Raw genomic sequence first — 11,129 nt, 5'->3', positions numbered from 1 at the left:
GCGCGGCCACAGATACGAAGAACAGAGGAATCACGATGGGCAAGATCACTGGCTTCATGGAGCATGAGCGCGTCGAGGAGGGCTACAAGCCCGTCGAGGAGCGCGTCAAGCACTACAAGGAATTTGTTGTCGGCCTCGACACCGACCAGGCCAAGGTGCAGGGCGCGCGCTGCATGGACTGCGGCACGCCGTTCTGCAACAGCGGCTGCCCGGTCAACAACATCATTCCGGACTTCAACGACCTGGTGTACCGCAACGACTGGCAGAACGCCTTCGCGGTGCTCGACTCGACCAACAACTTCCCCGAGTTCACCGGCCGCATCTGCCCCGCGCCCTGCGAGGCGGCCTGCGTGCTCAACGTGAACGACGACCCGGTGGGCATCAAGTCGCTGGAGCACGCGATCATCGACCGCGCCTGGGACGAAGGCTGGGTGGCGCCGCGCGTCGCCAAGCACAAGACCGGCAAGAAGGTGGCCGTGGTGGGCGCGGGCCCGGCCGGCATGGCCGCTGCCCAGCAGTTGGCGCGCGTGGGCCACGACGTGACGCTGTTCGAAAAGAACGACCGCATCGGCGGCCTGCTGCGCTACGGCATTCCCGACTTCAAGATGGAGAAGACGCACATCGACCGCCGCGTCGAGCAGATGAAGGCCGAGGGCGTCACCTTTCGCACCGGCGTGATGGTCGGTGCCGCGAAAGACCCGCTGGGCAAGGGCTCCAAGGTCACCAACCTGGCCAAGGAAACCGTCACGCCCGAGCAGTTGCACAAAGACTTCGACGCCGTGCTGCTCACCGGCGGCGCAGAACAGTCGCGCGACCTGCCGGTGCCCGGCCGCGACCTCGACGGCATTCATTTCGCGATGGAGTTCCTGCCCCAGCAAAACCGCGTGAATGCGGGCGACAAGGTCAAGGGCCAACTGCGCGCCGAGGGCAAGCATGTGATCGTCATCGGCGGTGGCGACACCGGCTCCGACTGCGTGGGCACCAGCAACCGCCACGGCGCGCTCAGCGTCACGCAGTTCGAGCTGATGGCGCAGCCGCCCGAGGAAGAGAACCGCCCCATGACCTGGCCGTACTGGCCGATCAAGCTGCGCACCAGCTCCAGCCATGAAGAAGGCTGCGAGCGCGAGTTCGCCATCTCCACCAAGGAGTTCATCGGCGAAAAGGGCAAGGTCACCGGCCTGAAGACCGTGCGCGTCGAATGGAAGGACGGCCGCATGCAAGAGGTTGCCGGCAGCGAGCAGATCCTGAAGGCCGACCTTGTGCTGCTTGCCATGGGCTTCATCAGCCCCGTGGCCACCGTGCTGGACACCTTTGGTGTCGAGAAGGACGCGCGCGGCAACGCCAAGGCAACGGTCGACTTCATCGGCGGCTATGCCACCAGCGTGCCGAAGGTCTTTGCGGCGGGCGACATTCGCCGTGGCCAGTCGCTGGTTGTGTGGGCCATTCGCGAGGGCCGTCAAGCCGCGCGTTCGGTGGATGAATTTCTGATGGGTTTCAGCGACTTGCCGCGCTGAATTTTGTTTCAATTTTGCGGGGCCGGTCACGGCCCCGTTATCATCCGCGTGAAACCGCATGCCGGGATGCTTGAAAAAGCGCCCCGGCTTTTTTATTGAGATGGACCCTGCCGCACCCCCGCCACATCCCTTCGTAGAGTTCCGCGACGTCACGTTCGGCTACGGTGCGCGCGCCATCCTCGACGGCGTTTCCTTCAGCGTTCCGCGCGGCAAGGTGACCGCCCTGATGGGCGCATCGGGCGGTGGCAAGACCACTGTCTTGCGACTGATCGGCGGACAGCAGAAGGCACAGCGCGGCGAGGTGCTTTTCGACGGTCAGGACGTCGTCAGCTTCGATGCGCCAGCGCTCTATGCGGCACGACGGCGCATGGGCATGCTGTTTCAGTTTGGCGCGCTGTTCACCGACATGACCGTGTTCGACAACGTGGCCTTTCCGCTGCGCGAGCACACGCAACTCTCCGAAGCGCTGGTGCGCGACATCGTGCTGATGAAGCTAGATGCCGTCGGCCTGCGCGGCGCGCGCGACCTGATGCCCACCGAGGTGTCGGGCGGCATGGCGCGGCGCGTGGCACTGGCGCGTGCCATTGCGCTGGACCCCGACCTCGTGATGTACGACGAGCCCTTCGCCGGCCTCGACCCCATTTCGCTGGGCACCGCGGCGCGCCTCATTCGCCAGCTCAACGACACGCTCGGCCTCACCAGCATCATCGTGTCGCACGACCTGGAAGAAACCCTCCGCATCGCCGACCACGTGATCATTCTGGCCAACGGCGGCATTGCCGCGCAGGGCACGCCCGACGATGTGCGCAACAGCGTCGACCCGCTGGTCCATCAGTTCGTCAATGCACTGCCCGACGGGCCGGTGCGGTTCCACTACCCGGGCGTCAGCATCGAAGACGACTTCGGCAATGTGGAAGGGGGGCGGTCATGAGTTGGTGGAAGCCCGCCGATGTCGGCTTTGCGGTGCGCAGCCGGCTGGCCAACCTGGGCCATGGCGCGAAGCTCTTCCTGCGGCTCCTGGGCCCCGGCGCGCAGATCATGCGGCGCTTCAGCCTCGTGCGCGACCAGATCCACTTTCTGGGCAACTACTCGCTCGCGATCATCGGCGTGTCAGGGTTGTTCGTGGGCTTCGTGCTGGGGCTGCAGATGTACTACGCGCTGCAGCGCTACGGTTCTTCCGAAGCGCTGGGCCTGCTGGTCACGCTGAGCCTGGTGCGCGAGCTCGGCCCGGTGGTGGCGGCGCTGCTGTTCACCGGGCGTGCCGGCACCTCGCTCACCGCGGAAATCGGCCTCATGAAGGCCGACGAGCAACTGAGCGCCATGGAAATGATGGCGGTCGACCCGGTGCAGCGCATTCTTGCGCCGCGCTTCTGGGCCGGCGTCATCACCATGCCGCTGCTGGCGGCCGTGTTCAGCGCGGTCGGCATCATGGGCGGTTATGTGGTGGGCGTGCTGATGCTGGGTGTCGACCCGGGCGCGTTCTGGGGGCAGATGCAAGGCGGCGTCGATGTGTGGCGTGACGTGGGCAACGGCGTCATCAAGAGCGTCGTTTTCGGCTTCACCGTGACTTTCATCGCGCTGCTGCAGGGCTATGAAGCCCAGCCGACGCCCGAGGGCGTGTCGCGCGCGACCACGCGCACCGTGGTGACGGCATCGCTGGCGGTGCTGGGGCTCGACTTCTTGTTGACCGCCATGATGTTCAGTATCTAAAGGGGCCCGGGCCCCATCGTTCTAAAGAGTGCAAACCATGCAACGTTCCAACAACGACATCTGGGTCGGCCTGTTCGTGCTGATCGGCGCGGCGGCCCTGCTGTTTCTCGCGCTGCAGTCGGCCAACCTGCTGAGCCTGAATTTCCAGAAGACCTACGCGGTGACCGCGCGCTTCGACAACATCGGCGGGCTCAAGCCGCAAACGGCGGTGAAGAGCGCCGGGGTGGTGGTGGGCCGGGTCGAGTCGATCACCTTCAACGACAAGTCCTTTCAGGCCGACGTGACGCTGGCATTGCAAAACCGCTACAGTTTTCCCAAGGACAGTTCGCTCAAGATCCTGACCAGTGGCCTGCTCGGCGAGCAGTACATCGGGATCGAGGCGGGCGCCGAGGAGAAGAACCTGCAGGCCGGCGACACCATCACAGCCACGCAATCGGCGGTTGTGCTGGAAAATCTGATCAGCCAGTTCCTCTACAGCAAAGCCGCCGATGGGAGTTCGAGCTCCGGTTCGGCGCAGGGCACTCCCAATAAAAAATGAAAACACGATCCTTCTTGCATGCCGCCCCAATTGCTATGAAAAACATAGCCAAATACGCCCGCTGGACCAGCGCGGCAGCCTTGTTCGCCCTTGTGGCCGGCTGCGCGACCGGCCCCAACGCGAATCCGTCCGACCCGTTCGAGCCGTTCAACCGCGGTGTGTTCACGTTCAACGACAAGCTCGACGAGGCCGTGCTCGTGCCGGTGTCGACCGCTTACGTGAAGGTGCTGCCCTCGATGGTGCGCACCGGCGTGAGCAACTTCTTTGGCAACCTGGGCGACGTCTGGAGCTTTGCCAACAGCGTGGCCCAGCTCAAGCTGCAAAACAGCGCCGAGACCTTCATGCGGGTCAACGTCAACACCTTCTTCGGCCTTGGCGGCCTGCTCGATGTGGCGACCGAAGCTGGCATCGACCGCCACGACGAAGACTTCGGCCAGACGCTGGGCCGCTGGGGCGTGGGTGCGGGTCCGTACATCGTGCTGCCGGTGCTCGGGCCGTCCACGCTGCGCGACACGATCGCCAAGCCGGTCGACTTCTACGGCGATGCGCTCAATGCCGTGAACGACGTGGCATGGCGCAATTCGCTGACCGTGCTGCGTGTGGTGGACAAGCGCTCGCAATACCTGCGCGCCGGTCGCCTGATCGACGACGCCGCGCTCGACAAGTACTCCTTCACGCGCGATGCCTTCCTGCAACGCCGCCGCAGCCTCATCCAGGACGGCAAGTCGTCCGACGACGACGCGGGCAAGTAGCAGGTACAACAGGTACAACGAGCAAACCGAACGCGCAAGGACATACCCCCGGCCCAGGCCGAGCGCTTGCATTCCGTTGCAAGGCTTCACCTGCGCTAAAGGAACCCGGTCGTCCCGGGTCCTGTCCAAACCGTTCAAGTCGTGGCACGCCGTTTTGTTTGCGTGCTGCGTCCAATCCGAAACCAGAGGGACCTCTCAATGAACAACAAGATGACTCTGCCGCGCCGCAGCTTCGGCCACATGGTGTTGGCCGGCGCAATGCTGTTCAGCGCCGCAGCCGCCTTCGTGACCCCCGCGCGCGCTGCCGACGAAACCCCCGATGCGCTGGTGAAGCGCATCTCGACCGACGTGCTCGACACCATCAAGTCGGACAAGTCGATCAAGTCGGGTGATGTCAGCAAGATCATGGTGCTGGTCGACAGCAAGATCATGCCCAACGTCAACTTCCAGCGCATGACGGCCTCGGCCGTCGGCCCGGCCTGGCGCTCGGCCACACCGGAGCAGCAAAAGCGCCTGCAGGAAGAGTTCAAGACGCTGCTGGTGCGCACTTACGCGGGCGCGCTCGACCAAGTCAGCGACCAGACCGTCACCGTGCGCCCGTTCCGCGGTTCCGCCGACGACACCGACGTGCTCGTGCGCACCGAGGTCAAGGGCCGTGGCGACCCGGTGCAACTCGACTACCGTCTTGAGAAGACCCCCGGCCAAGGCGCCGGCTGGAAGGTCTACAACCTGAACGTGCTGGGCGTGTGGCTGGTCGATACCTACCGCACCCAGTTCTCGCAGGAAATCAACAAGAGCGGTGTCGACGGCCTGATTGCGGCGCTCGCGGCGCGCAACAAGGGCAACAGCAAGGGCTGACACCCATGCTGGTCCTGCCCACGCGCCTGACTCACGACGAGGCCCCCGCCTGCATGCGCATGCTGCAGCAGGGGCTCAAAGGCCAGGCTGACTCGTCCTCCACCGTGGTGGACGCCACGGCCCTGGCGCAGTTCGATTCGTCGGCCCTCGCGGTGCTGCTCGAATGCCGGCGCGAGTCCAGCGCGCTGGGTCGCGGCTTCTCGGTCAAGGGCCTGTCGCCGCGGCTGCGCGAGCTGGCCGCTCTGTACGGAATCGCAGGCCTTTTGCCGGCCGCGCCCTGAAAAAGTAACGGCCCCGTAAAATCGCGGGCTCCCATGCCCGCGATCTCATTCCAATCGGTCTCCAAGACCTACCCCCCCTCCAAGCAGCAAAAAGCCCAAGGCAAGTCCGGGCTGAAGGCCGTCGACGAGGTCACATTCCAGATAGAGCCAGGCGAGTTCTTCGGCCTGCTCGGGCCGAACGGGGCAGGCAAGACCTCCCTGATCAGCATGCTCGCGGGGCTGTCCCGCCCCACGTCCGGCAGCATCAGCGTGCATGGCTTCGACGTGCAGCGCGACTTTGCCGAGGCGCGCCGCCAGTTGGGCATCGTGCCGCAGGAACTGGTGTTCGACCCCTTCTTCAATGTGCGCGAGTCGCTGCGCATTCAGTCGGGCTACTTCGGCATCAAGAACAACGAAGCCTGGATCGACGAGCTGCTGCAGAGCTTGGGCCTGGCCGACAAGGCCACCGCCAACATGCGCCAGCTCTCTGGCGGCATGAAGCGCCGTGTGCTGGTGGCGCAGGCGCTGGTGCACAAGCCGCCGGTGATCGTGCTCGACGAGCCCACGGCCGGTGTCGACGTCGAGCTGCGCCAAACGCTTTGGCAGTTCGTCGCCAAGCTCAACAAGCAGGGCAGCACCGTGCTGCTGACCACCCATTACCTCGAAGAGGCAGAGGCGCTGTGCAACCGCATCGCCATGCTCAAGCTGGGCCGCGTGATTGCGCTCGACCGCACCAGCGAGCTGCTGAAGTCGGCCGCGAGCAATGTGCTGCGCTTCAAGACCGACGCCATGCTGCCCTGGGCCATTGCCCAGCATGCGCGCATCACCGGGCGCATCGTGCAGCTGCCGGCGCAGAACGCCCATGAAGTCGAACAACTGCTGGCCGCAATCCGCGAAGCCGGCGTCGCCGTGGAAGACGTGGAAATGCGCAAGGCCGACCTGGAAGACGTGTTCATCGACCTGATGGCGGGCGAGCAGACCCCGCTGGAGGTGGCGCGATGAGCGCCGCGCCGGGCCGCCCCAAGCAAGCGAGGCTCCCCCTTGGGCGGACGCGCAAACACGCAGTGCCGCGCAAGGGGGTCCTATGATGGCCGTCACCGGGTGGCGCGCGCTGCTCTACAAAGAGACGCTGCGCTTCTGGAAGGTCGGCTTTCAGACGGTGGGTGCACCGGTGCTCACCGCGCTGCTGTACCTGATGGTGTTCGGCCATGTGCTCGAAGGCCGCGTCACGGTCTACGGCACCGTCGGCTACACGGCCTTCCTGGTGCCTGGCCTCGTGATGATGAGCGTGCTGCAGAACGCGTTTGCCAACAGCTCGTCTTCGATCATCCAGAGCAAGATCATGGGCAACCTGGTGTTCGTGCTGCTCACGCCGCTGTCGCATTGGGGCTGGTTTTTCGCCTATGTGGGCTCGTCGCTCATCCGCGGCCTGGCCGTGGGGCTGGGCGTGTTCGTGGTGACCGTGTTCTTCGCGACGCCGGACTTCGTGGCGCCGGTCTGGATCATCGTGTTCGCGTTCCTGGGCGCCGCGATGCTCGGCACGCTGGGCCTCATTGCAGGGCTCTGGGCCGAGAAGTTCGACCAGATGGCCGTGTTCCAGAATTTTCTGATCATGCCCATGACCTTTCTGTCGGGCGTGTTCTATTCCATCGGTTCGCTGCCGCCGTTCTGGCAGAAGGTGAGCCACCTGAACCCGTTCTTCTACATGATCGACGGCTTCCGCTACGGCTTCTTCGGCGTGAGCGACGCCTCGCCCTGGCTCAGCCTGGGCATCGTCGGCACCGCCTGGCTGGTGGTGAGCGCCATTGCCGTTCATCTCCTGCGCATCGGCTACAAAATCCGAAGCTGACCGCTTCATTCCAGACCCCATGACCGCCGAACAACTCCAGGCCCTGATCCAGTCCCATCTTCCGTGCGAGCACATCACGCTGGAGGGGGACGGCCGACATTGGTACGCCACCATTGTCTCGGCCGAATTCGAGGGCAAGCGCGCGATCCAGCGCCATCAGCGGGTCTACGCCACCCTCGGTGCGAAAATGCACACCGACGAGGTGCATGCGCTTTCGATGAAGACCTACACGCCGGCCGAATGGGCGGCAGTGGAAAAATAACGTTTCGGCCCTTGCGGGGGCCTTTGATTTCGCTGGAATTCCGATGGACAAACTTCTGATTCGCGGCGGGCGAGAGCTCCGCGGCGAAGTACTCATTTCCGGCGCCAAGAACGCCGCGCTGCCCGAGCTGTGCGCGGCGCTGCTGACCGACCAGCCGGTGACGCTGCACAACGTGCCGCGCCTGCAGGACGTGTCGACCATGCTCAAGCTGCTGCGCAACATGGGCGTGACCGCCGAGCGTGACGACAACGGCACCGTGCAGCTCAACGCCGCCGACCTCACCAACCCCGAGGCTCCGTACGAGCTGGTGAAGACCATGCGCGCCTCCGTGCTGGCCCTTGGCCCGCTGCTGGCGCGCTTCGGCCACGCCAAGGTGTCGCTGCCGGGCGGTTGCGCCATCGGCTCGCGGCCGGTCGATCAGCACATCAAGGGCCTGCAGGCCATGGGCGCGGAGATATTGGTCGAGCACGGCTACATGGTCGCGCGCCTGCCCGAAGGCCGCACCCGCCTGAAGGGCGCGCGCATTCTGACCGACATGGTCACCGTCACCGGCACCGAAAACTTTCTGATGGCCGCCGTGCTGGCCGAGGGCGAAACGCTGCTCGAAAACGCCGCGCAGGAGCCCGAGATCGTCGACCTGGCCGAGATGCTCATTCGCATGGGCGCGAAGATCGAAGGCCACGGCACCAGCCACATCCGCATTCAGGGCGTGGAAAAACTGCACGGCTGCGGACACGCCGTGGTGGCCGACCGCATCGAGGCCGGCACCTTTCTTTGCGCCGTGGCGGCCACGGGCGGCGAGGCCTTTTTGCGCCACGCGCGCGGCGACCACATGGACGCCGTGATCGACAAGCTGCGCGAGGCGGGCTGCACGGTGACCAGCGAAAAAGACGGCGTGCGCATCGGCTCGAAAGGCCCGGCGCACGAGAACCTGAAGGCGCAAAGCTTCAGCACCACCGAGTACCCGGGCTTTCCGACCGACATGCAGGCCCAGTTCATGGCCCTGAACGTCATTGCGCGCGGCGCCTCGATGGTCACCGAGACCATCTTCGAAAACCGCTTCATGCATGTGAACGAAATGGTGCGCCTGGGCGCGCGCATTCATGTGGAGGGCAAGGTGGCCATGGTCGAGGGCGTGCAACAGCTCTCGGGCGCCACCGTGATGGCCACCGACCTGCGCGCGTCCGCCAGCCTGGTCATTGCCGGCCTCGTGGCCGAGGGCGAAACGCTGGTCGACCGCATCTACCACCTGGACCGGGGCTACGACCGCATGGAAGCCAAGCTGCGCGGCCTGGGTGCCGACATCGAACGTGTGACCGGAGCCGCAGCATGATCACCCTGGCACTCTCAAAGGGCCGCATCTTCGAAGAGACGATGCCTCTGCTGGCCGCCGCCGGCATCGAGGTCACCGAAGACCCCGAGAAGTCGCGCAAGCTCATCCTCGCCACCACCCGGCCCGACGTGCGCGTGGTGCTGGTGCGCGCGTCCGACGTGCCCACCTACGTGCAGTACGGCGGCGCCGACCTGGGCGTGACCGGGCTGGACGTGCTGCTGGAAAACGGCAACCAGGGCATGTACCAGCCGCTGGACCTGCGCATCGCGGCCTGCCGCCTGAGCGTGGCCGTGCGCAACGACTACGACTACGCCTCGGCCGTGAAGCAGGGCTCGCGCCTGCGCGTTGCCACCAAGTACGTGGGCCTGTCGCGCGACTTCTTCGCCAGCAAGGGTGTGCACGTCGACCTGATCAAGCTCTACGGCAGCATGGAGCTGGCGCCCCTCACGGGCCTGGCCGACGCCATCGTCGACCTGGTCTCGACCGGCAACACGCTCAAGGCCAACCACCTCGTCGAGGTGGAACGCATCATGGACATCAGCGCCCGCCTGGTGGTCAACCAGGCCGCGCTGAAGCTCAAGCGCGAGCCCATCCGCCGCATCATCGACGCGTTTGCGTCGGCCATTCCTGCCGCTCCTTCCGCCTGAATCTTTTCCCCACGCCCATGACTCTGCAAGCCGCCCCCGCCCGACTCTCCACGACTTCAGCCAGCTTTGACGCTGAATTCAAGGCGCGGCTGCATTGGTCCGCCGACGCGGACGCGGCCATCGAGAAGGTGGTGGCGGACATCCTGGCCGATGTGCAAAAGCGCGGCGACGACGCGGTGCTGGAGTACACGCGCCGGTTCGACGGGCTGGGTGCCGCGTCGGTGGCCGAGCTCGAACTGACGCAGGCCGACTTCAAGGAAGCCTTCGACTCATTGCCCGCTGTGCAGCGCGACGCCCTGCAAGCCGCGGCCGACCGCGTGCGCAGCTACCACGAGGCACAGAAAAAGGCCTCCGGCGAAAGCTGGAGCTACCGCGACGCCGACGGCACGCTGCTGGGCCAGAAGGTCACGCCGCTCGACCGCGTCGGCATCTACGTGCCCGGCGGCAAGGCGGCCTATCCGTCGAGCCTGCTGATGAACGCCATTCCGGCCCACGTGGCCGGCGTCGGCGAAATCATCATGGTGGTGCCGACGCCCGTGAAGGGCAGCGTGGCCACCGGCGGCGCGGGCGGGCAGTCGGCTACCAGGGGCGAGCGCAACGTGCTGGTGCTGGCCGCCGCCTACGTTGCGGGCGTCACGCGCGCCTTCACCATCGGCGGCGCGCAGGCCGTGGCCGCGCTGGCCTACGGCACGGCCACCGTGCCGGCCGTCGACAAGATCACCGGCCCCGGCAACGCCTATGTGGCCGCCGCCAAGCGCCGCGTGTTCGGCACCGTGGGCATCGACATGATCGCGGGCCCGAGCGAAATTCTGGTGCTGGCCGACGGCACCGCGCCGCCCGACTGGGTGGCCATGGACCTGTTCAGCCAGGCCGAGCACGACGAGCTGGCCCAGAGCATCCTGCTGTGCCCCGACGCGGCCTACATCGATCGCGTGCAGGCCGAAATCGACCGCCTGCTGCCCACCATGCCGCGCGCGGAAATCATCGCTGCCTCGCTCAACGGCCGTGGCGCGCTGATCCACACCAGGAGCATGGAAGAGGCCTGCGAGATCAGCAACCGCATCGCCCCCGAACACCTTGAAGTGAGCAGCAGCGAACCGCACCGCTGGGAGCCGCTGTTGCGCCATGCCGGCGCGATCTTCCTGGGCGCCTTCACCAGCGAGAGCCTGGGCGACTACTGCGCCGGCCCCAACCACGTGCTGCCCACTAGCGGCACGGCGCGCTTCTCCAGCCCGCTGGGTGTGTACGACTTTCAGAAGCGCTCCAGCCTGATCGAGGTGAGCGAGGCCGGCGCCCAGGTACTGGGCCCCATTGCCGTGACGCTGGCCGAAGGCGAGGGCCTGCAGGCGCACGCCGAGGCCGCCCGAATGCGGCTGCGTAAGATCTGAGCTTCCACAACAAGCCTC

The 11,129-nt window shown here is 65.8% G+C and carries 13 protein-coding genes; all 13 read left to right on the top strand.

Annotated features, from left to right (window positions below):
* The first annotated feature begins 35 nt into the window (after positions 1–35).
* The 13 genes from VLK31_RS03750 to hisD all read left to right on the top strand — a co-directional run bounded on the left by VLK31_RS03750 (position 36) and on the right by hisD (position 11,111).
* On the top strand, positions 36–1,514 hold the full coding sequence (locus tag VLK31_RS03750; RefSeq protein ID WP_409167019.1) for a glutamate synthase subunit beta: 1,479 nt from the start codon (positions 36–38) through the stop codon (positions 1,512–1,514).
* Positions 1,515–1,614: 100 nt separating this feature from the next.
* Positions 1,615–2,445: an ABC transporter ATP-binding protein gene (locus VLK31_RS03745; protein ID WP_409167018.1), complete on the top strand. Its 831-nt coding sequence runs from the start codon at positions 1,615–1,617 to the stop codon at positions 2,443–2,445.
* The gene (mlaE, locus tag VLK31_RS03740) at positions 2,442–3,224 is read left to right on the top strand and encodes a lipid asymmetry maintenance ABC transporter permease subunit MlaE (protein WP_409167017.1); all 783 of its coding nucleotides are present in this window, start codon (positions 2,442–2,444) and stop codon (positions 3,222–3,224) included. Before VLK31_RS03745 ends, mlaE begins: the two co-directional genes overlap by 4 nt.
* Positions 3,225–3,261: 37 nt before the next feature.
* Entirely contained in the window at positions 3,262–3,762 is a 501-nt protein-coding gene (gene mlaD / locus VLK31_RS03735; protein WP_409167016.1) for an outer membrane lipid asymmetry maintenance protein MlaD, read from the top strand.
* A gap of 35 nt (positions 3,763–3,797) precedes the next feature.
* Entirely contained in the window at positions 3,798–4,514 is a 717-nt protein-coding gene (locus VLK31_RS03730; protein WP_409167015.1) for a VacJ family lipoprotein, read from the top strand.
* A gap of 198 nt (positions 4,515–4,712) precedes the next feature.
* Positions 4,713–5,372 carry a phospholipid-binding protein MlaC gene (locus VLK31_RS03725; protein WP_409167014.1) on the top strand — a complete coding sequence of 220 codons (660 nt, stop codon included), beginning with the start codon at positions 4,713–4,715 and terminating at the stop codon, positions 5,370–5,372.
* Between the two features lie 5 nt (positions 5,373–5,377).
* The gene (locus tag VLK31_RS03720) at positions 5,378–5,653 is read left to right on the top strand and encodes a lipid asymmetry maintenance protein MlaB (protein WP_093048583.1); all 276 of its coding nucleotides are present in this window, start codon (positions 5,378–5,380) and stop codon (positions 5,651–5,653) included.
* Positions 5,654–5,686: 33 nt separating this feature from the next.
* A complete protein-coding gene (locus VLK31_RS03715) occupies positions 5,687–6,634 on the top strand; it encodes an ABC transporter ATP-binding protein (protein ID WP_409167013.1) in 948 nt (315 codons plus the stop codon).
* 82 nt (positions 6,635–6,716) lie between these two features.
* Positions 6,717–7,481 carry an ABC transporter permease gene (locus tag VLK31_RS03710; protein WP_409167012.1) on the top strand — a complete coding sequence of 255 codons (765 nt, stop codon included), beginning with the start codon at positions 6,717–6,719 and terminating at the stop codon, positions 7,479–7,481.
* A gap of 19 nt (positions 7,482–7,500) precedes the next feature.
* On the top strand, positions 7,501–7,743 hold the full coding sequence (locus tag VLK31_RS03705; RefSeq protein WP_007835251.1) for a BolA family protein: 243 nt from the start codon (positions 7,501–7,503) through the stop codon (positions 7,741–7,743).
* Positions 7,744–7,786: 43 nt separating this feature from the next.
* Positions 7,787–9,076, top strand: coding sequence for a UDP-N-acetylglucosamine 1-carboxyvinyltransferase (gene murA, locus VLK31_RS03700; RefSeq protein WP_409167011.1), 1,290 nt, complete (start codon positions 7,787–7,789; stop codon positions 9,074–9,076).
* Positions 9,073–9,723 (top strand): ATP phosphoribosyltransferase, encoded by a 651-nt coding sequence (gene hisG / locus VLK31_RS03695; protein ID WP_409167010.1) that lies wholly within the window; start codon positions 9,073–9,075, stop codon positions 9,721–9,723. Before murA ends, hisG begins: the two co-directional genes overlap by 4 nt.
* A 17-nt stretch (positions 9,724–9,740) precedes the next feature.
* On the top strand, positions 9,741–11,111 hold the full coding sequence (hisD, locus tag VLK31_RS03690; protein WP_409167009.1) for a histidinol dehydrogenase: 1,371 nt from the start codon (positions 9,741–9,743) through the stop codon (positions 11,109–11,111).
* The last annotated feature ends 18 nt before the right edge of the window (positions 11,112–11,129 follow it).

Source organism: Variovorax sp. H27-G14 (assembly GCF_046156345.1).
GTDB lineage: Bacteria > Pseudomonadota > Gammaproteobacteria > Burkholderiales > Burkholderiaceae_C > Variovorax.
The sequence above is the reverse complement of the archived record's forward strand: the minus strand, read 5'-3'. Positions and strand labels throughout refer to the sequence as shown.